The organism is Rossellomorea aquimaris, from assembly GCF_008180865.1.
Taxonomy (GTDB): Bacteria; Bacillota; Bacilli; order Bacillales; family Bacillaceae_B; genus Rossellomorea; species Rossellomorea yichunensis.
This window is the reverse complement of sequence record NZ_VTEX01000002.1, coordinates 1-16,845: the sequence shown is the minus strand read 5'-3', so window position 1 is coordinate 16,845 and position 16,845 is coordinate 1. Positions and strand designations below refer to the sequence as shown.

Here is a 16,845-nt window from a genome sequence, read left to right as displayed (position 1 = left end):
GAAGGAATGAAAAGAATAATTGGACATATATTGAATTGAATTAGGAATGAAAGAGTAAATGGGTTTTGTGTAGAAAAATTCTGAAAATAGATTGCAACATTTGTAACATCTTGTATAATAAGAAACATATAAAATTTAGAAAATAAGGACTATTAAGAAAAGAGAGAAAGTTTCAAGAGGAGGATTTGAATGAGCGAAGCGCGTCCTTTACTAAAAGTGGAAGATTTGAGGACCTCCTTTTTTACTGATGACGGAGAAGTTCCTGCAGTCGATGGAGTTAGCTTTCATGTAAATGAAGGGGAGGTGCTCGGGATCGTTGGGGAGAGTGGTTGTGGTAAAAGTGTTACATCCCTATCCATAATGGGCCTGGTACCGAAACCACCGGGGAAAATAGTAGGTGGAAAGATTCTGTATAAAGATGAAGATCTGACACAAGCATCTGAAAAGCGAATGAGAGATATCCGGGGCAATGATATAGCGATGATCTTCCAAGAGCCAATGACATCTTTAAACCCTGTTTTTACTATAGGTGACCAATTAACGGAAGCAATAAGAATACATACGAAGGTTGGAAAGAAACAAGCAAGGGATAAAGCGATTGAAATTATGAGGATGGTCGGTTTACCGAGGTCTGAAGAGCTTATCAAGGAATACCCCCATCAGCTATCAGGCGGTATGAGACAAAGGGTCATGATTGCCATGGCCATGGTTTGTGATCCACGTGTGTTGATAGCAGACGAGCCGACAACCGCTCTTGATGTGACGATTCAGGCCCAAATTTTAAAATTGATGAAACGATTAAATAAAGAATTGAATACAGCGGTCCTCTTGATTACTCATGATTTAGGAGTAGTTGCTGAAACATGTGAACGGGTGGTCGTTATGTACTCAGGTAAAGTGGTGGAAGAGGGGAAAGTAGAAGAAATCTTTAAAAACCCTCAGCATCCTTACACGAAAGGCCTGATTCAATCCGTACCGGATATGAGAATCAAGCAGCAGCGACTGCACTCGATTCAGGGGAATGTTCCGAAACCGGGGTCCATTAAGACAGGATGCCGATTTGCAGCCCGCTGTGAATATGCCTTCGATCGCTGTTTAGTTGAAACACCGGAATTATATGAAACATCACAAGGACATTGCACACGATGCTTCCTGTTCGATGAAGTGGAGGAGGGAGTTTATGACGGAACCGTTGCTAAAGGTTGAGAATCTTAAGAAACACTTTCCAATTACAGGAGGAGTTCTTGGACGACCCGTCAGTTCGGTAAAAGCAGTAGACGGGGTATCTTTTACAGTGAATAAAGGAGAGACCCTAGGAATCGTAGGTGAAAGTGGATGTGGCAAATCTACGACTGGCAGAATGCTTATGAGACTCATCGATCCATCCGAAGGAAAAGTGACATTCGAAGATCGAGAGCTTACGAGTCTATCAAACTCAGAAATGAGGAAGATTCGCCGGGAGATGCAAATGGTCTTTCAGGATCCTTTTGCTTCCTTAAATCCAAGGCATACTGTTGAACAGATTCTCGAAGAACCATTGAAGGTCCATGGAATGGGTTCAGCAAAGGAAAGAAAAAAGAGGGTTCATGAACTACTTAATATTGTCGGGTTGAGCAGCTATCATGCGAAACGTTATCCACATCAATTCAGCGGTGGACAAAGACAACGTATCGGGATTGCAAGGGCTCTCATGACGAAGCCGAAGCTTATCATAGCCGATGAGCCTGTTTCAGCTCTTGACGTATCCATTCAATCCCAGGTCCTGAACCTGATGCAGGATTTGCAAAAAGAGTTCGGACTCACCTATATCTTCATTGCGCATGATTTAGGTGTAGTTAGACATATAAGTGACCGGGTAGGCGTGATGTACCTCGGAAAAATGGTAGAGCTGAGTAATAGTGAAACACTCTATGAAAAACCGCTTCATCCATACACCCAGGCACTTCTATCAGCGGTACCGGTACCGGATCCGGATTTCAAAAGGGAAACGATTCTCTTGCAAGGTGACATTCCCAGTCCGTCCAACCCGCCAAGTGGCTGTACATTTCACACCAGATGTCCACATGCAACGGAGATCTGCAAACAGAAAGTACCGGAATTCAAGGAACACCAACCAGGGCATTATGTAGCTTGTCATCTTTACTAGAAGACAAGTCTCATAAGTATATAAACATTATTCAGGAGGGGATTTAGTTGAGAAAAAAAAGCTGGTCAATTTTAATGCTGCTCATCCTACTCGTATCATCTGTTCTTTACGGATGTGGAGGGAATGAAAGCTCTTCAGGCGAAGGCAGCGACAGTAAAGATAGTGGCGATCCAAAAGTATTGATCTTTGGTCGCGGGGGGGACTCGGTAGCACTTGATCCTGCTGCGGTTACAGATGGAGAATCATTTAAAGTAACAAAGAATATCTTCGAAACTTTAGTTGAATTTGGTGAACAGGATACAGAACCAAATCCAGGATTAGCTGAAGAGTGGAAGGTATCTGAAGACGGTTTAACGTATACGTTCACACTTCGTGAAGGTGTTAAATTCCAAGATGGTACAGATTTCAATGCTGACGCAGTAGTGAAGAACTTTGAGCGTTGGATGAATGGTAATGAAGAAGCATTCTACTACTATAAATCTATGTTTGGTGGATTTAAAGGTGATGAAGGTCACGTTATCAATGAAGTAAAAGCGGTTGATGAGAATACAGTTGAGTTCGTTCTTAAGCGCCCTCAAGCTCCGTTCTTAAAGAACATTGCGATGAGTCCTTTTGCGATTGTAAGTCCTAAAGCTCTTGATGAGTTAGGTGATAAGTTAGGCGAAGCACCGACTGATGCAGGTACAGGTCCTTTCAAGTTCAAAGAATGGAAGCGTAATGACAAAATCGTTTTAGTTAAGAATGAAGACTACTGGAATAAAGATCTACCGAAATTAGATCAAGTTGTCTTCAAATCAATTCCTGAAAACTCTGCACGCCTTAACGCGCTGGTTTCTGGTGAAATCGATCTTGCAGATGGTATCAATCCAAGTGATGCTGCACAAGTTGAAGGGAACGACCAATTACAATTATTCGAACGTCCTTCTATGAACGTTGGATACTTAGGGTTAACTTCGACTCGTAAACCTTTTGATAATCCAAAAGTACGCCAGGCAATTAACTATGCAATCAACAAGCAGGAAATCATTGATGCATTCTTCGAAGGAAGAGCAGAAGTAGCGAAAAACCCAATGCCTCCAGTTATTGGCGGCTACAATGATGCACTTGAAGGATATGAATACAATCCTGAAAAAGCAAAAGAACTTCTTGCTGAAGCAGGACTTGAAGATGGATTTGAAATGGAATTATGGGCAATGCCTGTTCCACGTCCGTACATGCCGGATGGTCAAAAAGTAGCTGAAGCGATTCAGGCGGACCTTGAAGAAGTAGGGGTAAAAGCTAAAATCGTGTCTTACGAATGGGCAACCTACCTAGAGAAAGCCCGTAACGGAGAAGCGGATGCGTTCTTACTTGGATGGACTGGTGACAACGGTGATGCAGATAACTTCCTATATGTATTACTTGATAAAGACAATATCGGAAGTAATAACTACACGTACTACAGCAATGACGAGCTTCATGATTTATTAATTGCTGCTCAATCTGAAACAGATCAAGCAAAACGTGAAGAGATGTACAAACAGGCTCAGGAAATCATCCATGAAGATGCTCCTTGGGTACCTTTGGCTCACTCCACACCATTATTAGCTGGTAGTGCGGCTGTGAAGAACTTCCAACCGCATCCAACAGGATCTGACTTCTTAGGTGCAGTAGACATGGAATAGTCCTAATAAGATTCAACCTAGGGGAGATGACTTTAAGTCTCCCCTTTGTACATAGAAAAGCGGAGGCGGCTTGGTCAGAGGCGACAAGCATTTCAGGACGATCAGAAGAAGGCGTACTTTGCCTTCAGCTGATCGATCTGAAATGACCTCGAGCCTCGAGCCACCGCAGCTGGACAAGAAGAAAAGCGGAGGCGGCTTGGTCAGCCCCGACAAGCATATGGCGAGCTTGCACAAAAGGCGCTTTATGCCTTTGGGGCAAGATGGACTTATGACCTCGAGGGGCTAGCCGTCGTAGCTCGACAAGAAGAAAAGCGGAGGCGGCTTGGTCAGAGGAAACAAGCATGATATGAAAATGATTTAAGCAAGCTTCCATGAATACTAGAATCTCCTTTCAGAGAGGTGAACAAAATGTTTCAATACACCATTCGAAGATTACTTCAATTAATACCCGTATTATTAGGGATGACTTTTATTGTATTCTTTATCATTCGGGCGATACCTGGAGACCCTGCCCAAGTGATCCTGGGTCAACAGGCTTCAAAAGAAGCCATTGAACAGCTAAGAACACAGTTAGGTCTTGATAATGCCTGGTATGTTCAATATTTCGAGTACCTAAAAGGCCTTTTAACAGGTGATTTAGGCAGCTCTATTCGTACAAAAACAGAAGTTTCAAGTGAAATATGGCCATACTTGGCTGCAACAGCCGAATTGGCGATTGTAGCTATCATCATTGCCGTGGTCATTGGGGTGAATGCGGGTATCATCAGTGCCTGGTTCCAGAACTCATGGTTTGATTATACGGCCATGATACTGGCTTTGGTCGGGGTGTCTATGCCGATCTTCTGGCTTGGTTTGATGGAGCAGTGGATCTTTGGTATTCAACTTGACTGGCTTCCAACCACAGGAAGGGAAAACATTCGTAATCCGATCGATGCCATTACGAATCTCTATATTATAGATACCATCATACAAGGACGTTTCGATCAATTAGGTGAAGTGATGAGGCATCTGATCCTTCCGGGTATTGCACTTGCCACGATTCCTATGGCGATCATTGCCCGAATGACTCGTTCAAGTATGCTTGAGGTCATGCGTTCGGATTACATTCGAACTGCTCGTGCGAAGGGTCTGAAAATGTTCTGGGTTGTGTACAAGCATTCTCTTAAAAATGCCATCATTCCAGTATTGACGGTAATCGGTTTGCAAATGGGGCTCCTATTGGGTGGAGCGATATTGACAGAGACGATTTTTGGATGGCCTGGAATTGGTCGCTATATTTATGAAGCGATCGGCTTCCGTGATTATCCTGTTGTACAGTCAGGCATTCTCGTAGTGGCCACTATCTTTGTCACAATCAACTTAATCGTCGATTTACTATATGCTGCTGTCGATCCGCGCATTAAATACAACTAACATCAATAGAAGAAAGAGGTGAACTCTCATGGCAGAATTAGCAGAACCGCAAAAGGAGCTTCATCCTTCCCTGCAGGAGGAAACGGTTTCTCCCTGGAAGGAAGCGTGGAAAAGCTTTCGAAAAAACAAAATCGCTTTAGTTGGATTTTTTATCGTGCTATTCTTTGTCGTCTTAGCTATCGCCGCACCAGTCATTGCCCCACAAGGCATCAATGAACAAGATTTATCTAAAAGACTGCAGGCTCCATCTTCTGAACATTGGCTCGGGACAGATGACTTTGGACGGGATATATTATCCAGAATTATTTATGGGGCTCGAATTTCATTATGGGTAGGTTTCTTTGCAGTAATCGGTTCAGCAGTAGTAGGAAGTCTTCTGGGAATCGTGGCAGGTTATTATGGAAGATGGGTGGATACGATTATTTCGCGAATCTTTGATATCATGCTTGCATTTCCAAGTATCCTGTTAGCGATAGCTGTTGTAGCTGCTCTTGGGCCATCCCTGAGAAATGCTTTAATTGCCATTGCGATTATCAATATCCCTAACTTTGGGCGACTCATTAGGTCACGGGTGTTGAGTGTAAAACAGGAAGAGTATGTGATGGCTGCGAAAGCCATTGGGATGAAAGATAGTCGTATTCTATTGAGTCATATCCTTCCTAACAGTATGGCGCCGATCATTGTACAAGGAACTCTTGCCATTGCGACTGCTATAATCGAAGCCGCGGCACTTGGTTTCCTTGGTTTAGGAGCACAAGCCCCTCAGCCCGAATGGGGGAAAATGCTGGCTGATGCACGTACGTTCATGCTGCAAGCCCCGTGGACAATGATCTTCCCGGGACTTGCCATCATGCTGACGGTACTGGGATTCAACTTGATGGGGGACGGACTTCGGGATGCCCTTGATCCTAAAATGAAAAACTAAATAAAACAAAAAAACGGAGCAAAGGAAATCACATCCTTTGCTCTGTTTTTATTCCTCTTCTTCCCCGATCATCACTTCATTGTCTTCTTTATGATACGATTGGAAGCTTGTGATGAGTTTTTCCAGATGCTCTAAATGCTCATCGTATTCAAAGATAGCCGAGAAAATATGCAGCAGATGGAAATTATGAATATTATCATCTTTACTGTGCTGTTTTACTTCCTGGATCATGATATTCATCAGTTCTTTTCGATGCATGCACACATCCTGCTGGGCTTCTGACTCAGTATGGGGATGCATCTTACCCAGGAACTTCAATAGAAGCTGTTCGTGGTAAGTAAGGAGACAATCAAGCTGTCCCTTGATGACTCCACGTAATTCATCAGGTAACTGGAAAATTTCATTTTCATACCGGTTCAATCGCTTCAAGATGTCAAAGCTTCGATTCGTTGATGAAATCATTTGACGGAAAATGACAAGCTTACGACTTTTGACAATTGAATTTTTCTTGAAATAATCCCGTTCTTCTTTATAAAGAAGATACAATTGGTCGACCTTTATAAGCTTTTCTTTAATGCGCTCCAAGTCTTTTTTCAAGAGGTGGAACTCTGTTGCGTGCCTTGAACTTAATCGAATCCACTTTAAGATTTCTTCTGTAGAATCAGATATTTTATGGTAAAGCTTCGTTTCGTATTTTGGCGGCAGGAAGATCAAGTTAATAATGAACGATGAAAATACTCCAATCATGATGGTTGAGAAACGTATAAATGCAAATTGAATAAAATCCTGATCCGTCACTTCCATAATCGCGATCAACGTTACGAGGGCAAGGCCGATCGTGTTTTGCAGCTTTAATTTAAGAATGATGGCAATCGCTATGACAGCAGCGAGACCCACAATAAGAGGATTGCTGCCGAATAAAAGAACAAAAATAACGGCAATCCCGGCACCTATGAGGTTCGCTTGAATTTGTTCGATAATCGATAGATAAGACCGATAAATGGTGGGCTGGACGGCAAACACTGCCGCGATTCCAGCAAACACTGGAGACGGTATATTCAATAGCTGAGATACAAGTAAAGCTAATACAATCGCAATTCCCGTTTTAAGGATGCGAGCACCAAGTTTCATGGAATTAGGATCCTTTCTTGTGTAACTTTTTTATAAACAATACTGTACTATACATGTACTTACAAGCAATATCAATAGGGAAATTTAAATATGTTTCTACAAAATATGTACCTTTTTGATGAAGGGAATAAACAGATAGGGAAACGGAATTCCTCTGCCAAATGAATAGATATGCCAGGAAAGGAAGAGTTATTCATACCAAGTGAACCAAAAAGACTGCTCCGCCATGGTGAAATTCCGGTGGAGCAGTCTTTGACTGATTCTTATTCGATTATAATTGTGCAAATGCACGATCGACAGCTTCGATCGTTTCCTGTATATCTTGTTCAGTATGCGCAGTTGTAAGGAACCATGCCTCATATTTAGAAGGAGCAAGATTGATTCCTTGATTCAGCATCAGCTTAAAGAACCTGGCAAACATTTCCCCATCTGTTGCTTCCGCTTGATCATAGTTCTCCACTTTTTCTGTAGTGAAGTAAAGAGTGAGAGCTCCTTTCAATCTGTTAATGGAGATCGGTGTGTTATGTTTTTCAGCTGCAGTAAGGATCCCTTTTTCAAGCATTTCACCGAGTTTATCAAGCTTCTCATATACGCCTTCTTCTTTTAATACTTCAAGGCAGGCAATTCCTGAAAGGATGGAAGCGGGATTTCCTGCCATTGTACCTGCTTGATAGGCAGGTCCTAACGGGGCTACCTGTTCCATGATTTCTTTCTTGCCACCGTAAGCTCCGATTGGAAGACCGCCGCCGATGATTTTCCCCAGCGCCGTTAAGTCAGGCTTTACCTTTAGCATATCCTGAGCCCCGCCGTACATGAATCGGAATGCCGTGATGACTTCATCATAAATAACAAGGGAATCGGCATTATGAGCTATCTCATTCACTTGCTCAAGAAACCCTTCTTTAGGTTCTACAATTCCGAAGTTCCCTACGATAGGTTCCACGAGGACTGCTGCAATTTGATCTCCCCATTTTTCCATTGCTGCTTTAAAGGGCTCGATGTCGTTGAATGGAACCGTGATGACTTCCTGGGCGATACTTTTAGGAACACCGGCTGAATCAGGAGTTCCTAAAGTAGATGGTCCAGATCCAGCTGCAACCAGGACCAGATCTGAGTGACCGTGATAGCAGCCTGCGAATTTAATGACTTTGTCTTTCCCAGTGTAAGCTCTTGCAACACGAATCGTTGTCATAACCGCTTCAGTACCGGAGTTTACAAATCGAACCTTGTCCATGTAAGGCATTGCTTCTTTGATCATTTTGGCAAACTTCACTTCATGACGGGTAGGGGTTCCGTAAAGGACTCCGTTCTCCGCCGCTGTTTTGATCGCTTCTGTAATATGTGGGTGGGCGTGACCGGTAATGATAGGTCCATATGCTGCCAGATAATCGATGTATTTATTTCCGTCTACATCCCAGAAGTATGCGCCTTGACCTCTTTCCATTGCAACCGGGGAGCCTCCGCCCACTGCTTTGTATGAACGTGACGGGCTGTTCACTCCTCCTACGATATGTTCCAATGCTTCTGTATGTAAAGTTTCTGATTCAGTATATTTCATGTTTTCCTCCTATATATGTGTATTTAGCTATCTACTACTCTTCTATTGTAGTACGGTAATTTCCACTTTAGCAAATAGGGAATCATTGGGCACACTAATTTTCAAGCAGACTGTTCTAAGGGAAACAGATCTCTGTGGTACACTATTCTTTGTTTGTAAAAGAGGGACCGAAACTTTTTTGAAATTAGGAGGACGCAATATGAATGCAATCGAAGTACATCACTTGCGTAAGGAATTCAAGGCTTTTTCCAGTCGTTCCGGATTAAAAGGGGCATTCAGGGATTTGTTTACGCGTAATTATAAAATCGTTCCTGCGGTGAACGATATTTCATTCAATGTGAAGCAGGGTGAGATGGTCGGGTACATCGGTGAAAATGGAGCCGGAAAATCCACTACCATCAAGATGCTGACGGGGATCTTGACACCGACCGGGGGAGAGTTGCACGTCAATGGAATGAATCCTCATCGTGATCGGGAAAAATTCGTTCAGACGATCGGGGTCGTGTTTGGGCAGCGCTCCCAGCTCTGGTGGGACATTGCGGTTCAGGAATCCTTCCAGCTCTTAAAGAAAGTGTACAAAGTCCCCGATCAACAATATAAAGCACATATGGATCATGTGATTGAAACACTGGATATCGCGCCGCTACTGGACAAGCCGGTCCGTAAATTATCATTGGGGCAGCGAATGAGATGTGAATTGGCAGCGGCTCTTGTCCATAATCCGCCTTTACTGTTCTTGGATGAACCGACAATTGGATTGGATGTTCTGGTGAAACTGAAAATCCGCCAATTTTTAAAAGAAATAAACGAGAAGTACAATACTACGATTCTTCTAACCACCCATGATTTAACCGACATCGAAGCTCTTTGTGAACGGGTCGTGATGTTGGATGAAGGGAAAATCATTTATGACGGGGCTCTGAGTCAGCTCAAGGAAAATTGGGGAGATCAAAAGGAAGTCGTGTTTCAATTTCTGGACGAAACGTCTATGTCCGCTTTATCCGAAATTACTAAGAATCAAAACATCTCCTGGTCCTTTGATGAGAAAAAGCAGAGCTATTCAGCATTAATTGAAGCGGATGATGAAGTCATCTCACAACTGATAACGAAAATCGTTGCGAGTTTCAAAGTGAAAGACATGAAGATTGAAGAAACGACTACGGAGGAAATCATACGGAACATCTATGAAAAAGGGGCTGTGACGAGATGAGTGTGGGATTAGAAGCTACCGGTTCAGCTCCAGTGTGTCTGGGAGGGTATCATGGCTAAGTATATAGAAATGATTCGCATCCGCTTCCTCATGATGCTGGCGTACCGAACTAATTATTATAGTGGAATATTAATATACAGTATCAATATTGGAGCTTACTATTTCTTATGGCAGGCCATCTACGGAGGAAAAAGTGATATTGAAGGATTATCGATCATTCAAATGACGACCTATGTGGCCGTTTCATGGATGGCGAGGGCATTTTACTTTAATAATATCGACCGTGAAATCGCTCAGGAAATCAAGGAGGGGAAAGTGGCGGTTGAGTTTATCAGACCCTATAACTATCTGGGGATGAAGACGATGCAGGGACTCGGAGAGGGAGTCTTCAGACTGTTGTTTTTCTCGTTCCCGGGAATGATTATTGTCAGCCTCATCTTCCCGCTGCAATTCGGGACAGGGTTTGATACATTGGGCTTATTTGCGATTTCAATCGTGTTTAGCTTCATTATCAATACACAAATCAATTTACTGACGGGTATCACGACCTTTTTCTTATTTAATAATGATGGCCTCATCCGGGCGAAACGGGTGGTCATTGATTTGTTTTCCGGCTTATTGCTGCCGATTCATTTTTTTCCCATTTGGGCGCAAAATGTGATGGGATACTTACCGTTCCAGAGTATAAGTTATGTTCCCAGCATGATTTTTACCAATGGCTTTACGACTTCTGAATCATTCAACGCAATTCTTATGCAGGGCGTATGGTCATTGATTCTTCTCATACCAATTAAGATACTCTGGATCATGGCAAAAAAACAAATGATTATTCAAGGAGGGTGACGGATGTTTTATGTAAAGATGTTTTTCCAATATGTCGCCCAATATATGAAAATCAGGCTGCAATACAGGGCCGACCTGGTAGTAGAGATTCTTTCTGATTTACTGTTTCAGGCTGTTAACCTCGTATTTATCCTGGTCGTGTTTGGCCATACTCAGCTTCTGAGCGGATGGACAAGAGACGAAATTATTTTCATATATGGTTTCTTCCTGGTCCCGTTTGCACTATTCAGTTCGTTCTTCAACATTTGGGACTTTAACGACAGGTATGTGGTGAAAGGTGAGTTCGACCGGATCCTGACCCGTCCCATACACAGCTTGTTTCAAATTATCTTAGAGCGAATGGAACTGGAGTCGCTTTTCGGAGTGATAACGGGTCTCTCGGTTATGTTCTACGCCGGGGGAAGACTGGATATTACCTTTGAATGGTACGAACCCGTTTTATTTATCCTCTTTGTAATCGGGGGAGCTCTAGTGTATGCAGGAATCTTCATCGCTCTTGCAAGTATCGGATTCTGGTCGGATGCGAAAACGTCGATCATGCCGATGATGTACAATATCGGAAACTATGGAAGATACCCCGTGGATATCTATAATAATGTGATTCGTTTCGTGTTAACGTGGATTCTTCCATTCGCTTTTGTTGGAGTTTATCCATCTGCCTTTTTCCTGGAAAAGACGGAATGGTATCCATACTCGTTTCTGACTCCATTTGTGGGCATCGGATTTTTCATCTTCTCGATCGTGTTATGGAATGAAGGAGTGAAACGATACAGAGGTGCAGGTAACTAGAATGAATCTGAAGTATTAAGCGTACATATAGGAAGACAAGCAGAAAAAAGAGGGTATGTACATGCTTTATATCATTGGTTTTTTCATTCTGTTCTGCATGGTGATGAGTTTACGGGCCTTATTTTATCCTTCAAGGTGGAAAGAGCATCACGTTTCACTTCATCATTTTCTCTTTTTAGGAATGAGCTATATCACGATCATGATTGGATTCGGTCTTCTGTTCACACTCTTTGAGCTTGAAGGGATTCCGATTCTCGTTGAAGGAGGGGAACCCTTAACCGGGAACTTTCTAGATCATTTTTTCACTACGATGTATTTCAGTGGTATCACCCTTTTCTCGGTAGGATACGGGGATGTAACCCCTGTTGGTATCGGGAGGGGGATTGCCCTTATTGAGTCATGGCTCGGTTACACCATACCTGCCGCGTTTGTCGTGAAATCATTTTTAAACTACGAAAACAAGTAGCATATGGTTTGAGTTTTTCCCTCCTATTGGGTACGCTAAAGTTAGAAATAATCAATGGAGGGGAACATACATGACAGTGGGTCAAAAAGCACCGGAATTTGAATTACTTGCAAGTAATGGAGAAAAGGTGAAGCTTTCAGATTACAAGGGGAAAAACGTGGTCCTTTATTTCTATCCAAAGGACATGACCCCAGGTTGTACGACAGAAGCATGTGATTTCAGGGATCAGCATGAAAACTTTGAGAATCTCAATGCCGTTATCTTAGGGGTGAGTCCGGATCCCGTTGATAAGCACGAAAAGTTTGTAGACAAACATGGACTTCCTTTCCTTCTGCTTGTGGATGAAGATCATAAGGTGGCAGAGGAATACGGTGTGTGGAAGCTGAAGAAGAACTTCGGGAAAGAATATATGGGAATTGAACGTTCTACCTTTATTATCGATAAAGAAGGAAACCTGTCCAAGGAATGGAGGAAGGTGAAAGTGAAGGGACATGTGGAGGAAGCTCTTCAATACATTCAAGAGAACCTTTCCTGAACCTATTTTTTAGCCTATTTTAAGAAGCTTGAGGCTTTTGTCCATTCACAAGAGAGGTAAAGACATATAGTAAGAGTAGGGCAACCTCCTCAAATAAGTCAGTCTCATCCGTGTAAGGATCGACCAGGTCGATCCTCTTTTTTTATGCTTTTAAGGATGCTGAATATAGGGTGATGCGGTACAAATATGGTAAAATAGTGGGCAATAGGGATGGGAGGCAGCTACATGAAAATTATCTTCACATTTCAACCGAAGGAAGAGTTTGTCTCAGATTTAAAGAATAGCTTCCATGAGGTTGAATTTCTTTTTTATAAAAAAATCAAAGAAGCGGAAAATGAACTTCCAGAAGCAGAAGTGATTGTCACCATGGGGGAAGATTTAACCGACTATCACATTGAAAAGAGTACGAAATGCAAATGGATCATGGTCACCTCGGCAGGCCTTGAGAAGATGCCATTTAAAGCTATCAAAAAAAGAGGCATCCTGGTGACCAATGCAAGGGGAATCCATAGAATTCCTATGGCTGAGTTTACAATCGGATTGATGCTTCAGCATGCAAAACAGCTTCAAGCAGTATGGAAGCAGGAAGAGGATAGCGTGTGGAGCAGAAGACTTCCAACCTCAGAACTCCATGAAGCCTCACTCCTTATTCTGGGGGCAGGAGCCATTGGAGGAGAAATCGCACGATTGGCTAAAGCGTTTCACATGAAAGTGACGGGTGTGAACTCTTCCGGGTCTCCAGTAGAACATTTTGACAGCATTTTCACCCTGAAGACATTTCAGAAGGAGCTGGCAAATGCCGATTACATTCTATCCGTTCTGCCCAGTACTGAGAAAACGAAGCATCTCCTGCAGGTTGAGCACTTTGAACAAATGAAGGACACGGCTGTTTTCATCAATATTGGTCGTGGGGATCTCGTGGAGGAATCCGTTCTCCTTGAAGTAAGTGACAAGAAGTTAATTCAACATATGTACCTTGATGTATTTGAAAAGGAACCATTACCAGAAGATCACCCGTTCTGGAAGAATGAAGGCATAACGGTGACGCCTCATCTTTCAAGTATCACAAAAAAATACATGCCAAGAGCACTTGAAATATTTAAAAAGAATTTAACTACATATCGTAAGAATAGTGAAAACTATATCAACGTAATCGATGCAGAGAGGGGATATTAGGATGAAAATTTATACGAAAACCGGAGATAAGGGAACAACGTCATTGGTATATGGAACGAGAGTGTCAAAAAAAGATCAGCGGGTTGAGGCATACGGGACATGCGATGAAGCGAATTCGATGATTGGTTTAGGTCTAAGCTACATTAAATCAGAATACTTTGATGGAAAAGAAAAGTTTGAGGAGTTCTTTCATAAGGTGCAAACGATTCTCTTTCATGTTGGAGCGGAACTGGCTACGCCTGCAGGAAAAGAAGTGAAGTGGAAGCTTGAACAATCACATATCAAAGAACTGGAAGAGCAAATTGACTTTCTTGATGGTGCCCTTACGCCCCTTAGCAATTTCATCCTTCCAGGAGGTCAGCCTGCTGGAGCTGCACTGCATACGGCAAGAACAATCGTGAGAAGAGCCGAAAGAGAAGCGGTTGGAATTGATGAAGACATTAATCCGATGGTCCTTTCTTATCTGAACAGACTTTCTGACTATCTATTCGTGGCAGGACGCTATATAAACCAGCAGCTCGGGGAACAAGAGAAAAACTTACATGAGTAACTAGGGAGAAAGATTGACAAAAGGGACCGTAGATTAGTACACTATTTATAAAGATTATAAAATAATAATTCTTATGAAAAGAGGTGCATGACGATGTCTGAAGAAGGACAATTAAAGGAAGCGATTTCGACATTGAAGGAAACGGGAGTCCGTATTACTCCTCAACGTCATGCGATATTAGAGTATCTCATTGATTCAATGGCTCATCCAACTGCTGATGACATATATAAAGCACTCGAAGGAAAATTCCCGAACATGAGTGTAGCTACTGTTTATAACAACTTACGTGTATTCCGTGAAGTAGGCTTAGTGAAAGAGTTGACCTACGGTGATGCTTCCAGTCGCTTCGATTTTGTGACAACCGATCATTACCATGTCATCTGTGATGGCTGCGGGAAAATCGTTGACTTCCATTATCCTGGATTGGATGAAGTTGAACAATTGGCTTCCCATGTGACAGGTTTCAAGGTGAATAACCACCGAATGGAAATCTACGGAACATGTTCTGACTGCTCAATAAAGGAAACCCACTAGGTAAGGATGGTCCTAATATCAGGGCCATCCTATTTTTGATGCTAAAAAAAGACCTTCAGTAGAAGGTCTTTTCTCGTTTGGGTTATCTTTTCTTTTTATTATAGTCCTCATCAAACTCTTCGCCTTCCAAATTCGGATCAAGAGTCAATGGTTCATTACAATACATACACATATCTACCCGTCCAAGGACTTTTGTGACCTTCCCGCAATTAGGACATGTGACTTGAACAGCCTTAGTGGATAGCATCCCGATCCAGAAATAGACAACCGTGCTTCCAATGATCGCCAGAAAACCCAGCAGCATGAATGTTGTCATAACCCATGGATGTTCTCTAAAATATATACCTACGTACATAATGATAAATCCGATGAAAACCAAACTTAAGGCAAACGTACGGATTTTATTAATTTTACTCGAATACTTAGCCATTTGTTTGTCCCTCCTAAAAAAATACTATACCATAATTGTTGTAAGAAGAGGGATACGAAACCGTTTTGTCGAAAAATGACTATATTCAGAGAAGGAAATCGCCTTTGAATGTCGAAATAGTAACCAACCAATGAGTGATGTGGAGGAGTATGAAATGGAAGACATTTTACGACCGTTATACCAAGAGCGTACAAGTCACCCCAATACTTTAGGAGCACTTTTAATAGAACAAAGCAAGAAATCCAGTCCGTTGACGGATACTTTTGATATTGTCCTTTTTCTAGTGGTGAAAGAAGCTGAAGAGCCAGTATTCATTAAACACTATTCTTATAAAGAACAGAAGGCAGCCTTACATATCGTAACGGAAGCTAAGTTGAATGAGTGGATATTACTCGGGTCCAACCGCAAAGTGATCGATTGGTTATTTAATGGCAAGGTACTGTTCGATCGCAACGAATATATTCATAATCTTAAAACAGAGTTAAGAGATTTCCCGTTCTATGGTAGAAAGATAAAGATGGGGATGGAATTTGCCAAGCTGATTCGTCGTTACATGGACGGTAAAGAGTTCTTTGAAAGTAAGCATTATTTAGATGCCTATAATCACATCGTCCATTCCTTACACCATCTCGCCAGGCTTGCAGTTATCGAAAACGGATTTCATCCTGAGGTTACAGTATGGAACCAGGTAAAACAAATAGAGCCTGAAATCTACAAGTTGTATGAAGAACTCGTAACAAGTGATGAAGAGATCGATAAACGACTTGAACTGCTGTTTCTGGCAAGCGAGTTTCTCATTCACTCAAGAACGAAGGTTTCAACGGAACATCTATTAAGCGTACTGGACCAGAAAGAACATTGGACATTCCAGGACCTCCTCAATCATTCAGAGGCCAAACATTATTCAGTGGATTTAAGCATGCTCATTGAATATCTGACAGATAAAGGATTCGTTGAAATTGTAAATGTAGAGACAAAGGGACAGGGGATTTATCACCGTTATTATCGAGCAGTAAAATAATTATAGTGAAATATTAATTATTCGTTGACTTCAATATGAAACCTTGTTATATTAGTAAATGTCGCTGCTGAACGACGACAACGAGCGGTCAGTGGCGACTTAAAAGTCTTAAAAAGTTGTTGACATTAACTCCATAACTTGGTAAGATAAAAAAGTCGCTTAAACGAAGCGGTTGCACATTGAACCTTGAAAACTGAACAAAACAAGACAATACGTCAACGTTAATTCTAGATTTATTTTTAAAGAGCTATTCAAACTTTTATCGGAGAGTTTGATCCTGGCTCAGGACGAACGCTGGCGGCGTGCCTAATACATGCAAGTCGAGCGGATTGATGGGAGCTTGCTCCCATCAGTCAGCGGCGGACGGGTGAGTAACACGTGGGTAACCTGCCTGTAAGACTGGGATAACTCCGGGAAACCGGGGCTAATACCGGATAACTCATTTCCTCGCATG

17 protein-coding genes and 1 rRNA gene are annotated in these 16,845 nt (G+C 42.2%); 15 read left to right on the top strand and 3 right to left on the bottom strand.

The window, feature by feature from the left end:
• Window positions 1-189: 189 nt before the first annotated feature.
• The 5 genes from FZC88_RS07650 to nikC all read left to right on the top strand — a co-directional run bounded on the left by FZC88_RS07650 (window position 190) and on the right by nikC (window position 6,148).
• Window positions 190-1,206: an ABC transporter ATP-binding protein gene (locus FZC88_RS07650; RefSeq protein ID WP_148994324.1), complete on the top strand. Its 1,017-nt coding sequence runs from the start codon at window positions 190-192 to the stop codon at window positions 1,204-1,206.
• A complete protein-coding gene (locus FZC88_RS07645) occupies window positions 1,181-2,146 on the top strand; it encodes an ABC transporter ATP-binding protein (protein ID WP_148994323.1) in 966 nt (321 codons plus the stop codon). Before FZC88_RS07650 ends, FZC88_RS07645 begins: the two co-directional genes overlap by 26 nt.
• Window positions 2,147-2,220: 74 nt before the next feature.
• Window positions 2,221-3,810, top strand: a complete 1,590-nt coding sequence (locus FZC88_RS07640; RefSeq protein ID WP_148968225.1) for an ABC transporter substrate-binding protein — start codon at window positions 2,221-2,223, stop codon at window positions 3,808-3,810.
• A gap of 408 nt (window positions 3,811-4,218) precedes the next feature.
• Window positions 4,219-5,223, top strand: a complete 1,005-nt coding sequence (locus tag FZC88_RS07635; protein WP_148968116.1) for an ABC transporter permease — start codon at window positions 4,219-4,221, stop codon at window positions 5,221-5,223.
• Between the two features lie 28 nt (window positions 5,224-5,251).
• Entirely contained in the window at window positions 5,252-6,148 is an 897-nt protein-coding gene (nikC, locus tag FZC88_RS07630) for a nickel transporter permease (RefSeq protein ID WP_044339707.1), read from the top strand.
• A gap of 48 nt (window positions 6,149-6,196) precedes the next feature.
• Here nikC and FZC88_RS07625 read toward each other — a convergent pair whose 3' ends face one another.
• Window positions 6,197-7,279 carry an FUSC family protein gene (locus FZC88_RS07625; protein WP_148968117.1) on the bottom strand — a complete coding sequence of 361 codons (1,083 nt, stop codon included), beginning with the start codon at window positions 7,277-7,279 and terminating at the stop codon, window positions 6,197-6,199.
• A gap of 271 nt (window positions 7,280-7,550) precedes the next feature.
• Window positions 7,551-8,837 carry a glutamate-1-semialdehyde 2,1-aminomutase gene (locus FZC88_RS07620; RefSeq protein ID WP_148968118.1) on the bottom strand — a complete coding sequence of 429 codons (1,287 nt, stop codon included), beginning with the start codon at window positions 8,835-8,837 and terminating at the stop codon, window positions 7,551-7,553.
• Window positions 8,838-9,036: 199 nt separating this feature from the next.
• Between FZC88_RS07620 and FZC88_RS07615 the strand changes: the two genes are divergently transcribed.
• From FZC88_RS07615 to perR, 8 genes are all read left to right on the top strand, one after another.
• Window positions 9,037-10,047 carry an ABC transporter ATP-binding protein gene (locus FZC88_RS07615; protein WP_148994322.1) on the top strand — a complete coding sequence of 337 codons (1,011 nt, stop codon included), beginning with the start codon at window positions 9,037-9,039 and terminating at the stop codon, window positions 10,045-10,047.
• A gap of 51 nt (window positions 10,048-10,098) precedes the next feature.
• Window positions 10,099-10,890, top strand: a complete 792-nt coding sequence (locus FZC88_RS07610; protein ID WP_148994321.1) for an ABC transporter permease — start codon at window positions 10,099-10,101, stop codon at window positions 10,888-10,890.
• Between the two features lie 3 nt (window positions 10,891-10,893).
• Window positions 10,894-11,679: an ABC transporter permease gene (locus FZC88_RS07605; protein ID WP_148994320.1), complete on the top strand. Its 786-nt coding sequence runs from the start codon at window positions 10,894-10,896 to the stop codon at window positions 11,677-11,679.
• 61 nt (window positions 11,680-11,740) lie between these two features.
• Window positions 11,741-12,145 carry an ion channel gene (locus tag FZC88_RS07600; RefSeq protein ID WP_148968122.1) on the top strand — a complete coding sequence of 135 codons (405 nt, stop codon included), beginning with the start codon at window positions 11,741-11,743 and terminating at the stop codon, window positions 12,143-12,145.
• 70 nt (window positions 12,146-12,215) lie between these two features.
• Window positions 12,216-12,680, top strand: a complete 465-nt coding sequence (gene bcp / locus FZC88_RS07595) for a thioredoxin-dependent thiol peroxidase (RefSeq protein ID WP_148994319.1) — start codon at window positions 12,216-12,218, stop codon at window positions 12,678-12,680.
• Between the two features lie 225 nt (window positions 12,681-12,905).
• On the top strand, window positions 12,906-13,856 hold the full coding sequence (locus FZC88_RS07590) for a D-2-hydroxyacid dehydrogenase (RefSeq protein ID WP_148994318.1): 951 nt from the start codon (window positions 12,906-12,908) through the stop codon (window positions 13,854-13,856).
• Window position 13,857: 1 nt separating this feature from the next.
• A complete protein-coding gene (locus FZC88_RS07585; RefSeq protein WP_148968125.1) occupies window positions 13,858-14,406 on the top strand; it encodes a cob(I)yrinic acid a,c-diamide adenosyltransferase in 549 nt (182 codons plus the stop codon).
• 93 nt (window positions 14,407-14,499) lie between these two features.
• Complete coding sequence (gene perR, locus FZC88_RS07580) at window positions 14,500-14,940, top strand: peroxide-responsive transcriptional repressor PerR (protein ID WP_397540941.1); 441 nt, start codon at window positions 14,500-14,502, stop codon at window positions 14,938-14,940.
• Window positions 14,941-15,022: 82 nt separating this feature from the next.
• On the opposite strand, the gene FZC88_RS07575 is transcribed toward perR, so the two are convergent.
• Window positions 15,023-15,370 (bottom strand): YgzB family protein, encoded by a 348-nt coding sequence (locus FZC88_RS07575; protein ID WP_148968126.1) that lies wholly within the window; start codon window positions 15,368-15,370, stop codon window positions 15,023-15,025.
• Window positions 15,371-15,524: 154 nt separating this feature from the next.
• On the opposite strand from FZC88_RS07575, the gene FZC88_RS07570 reads away from it, so the two are divergent.
• Both FZC88_RS07570 and FZC88_RS07565 read left to right on the top strand, forming a co-directional pair.
• The gene (locus FZC88_RS07570; RefSeq protein ID WP_148968127.1) at window positions 15,525-16,391 is read left to right on the top strand and encodes a nucleotidyltransferase-like protein; all 867 of its coding nucleotides are present in this window, start codon (window positions 15,525-15,527) and stop codon (window positions 16,389-16,391) included.
• Window positions 16,392-16,650: 259 nt separating this feature from the next.
• Window positions 16,651-16,845 (top strand): 16S ribosomal RNA (locus tag FZC88_RS07565); the annotation flags it as partial.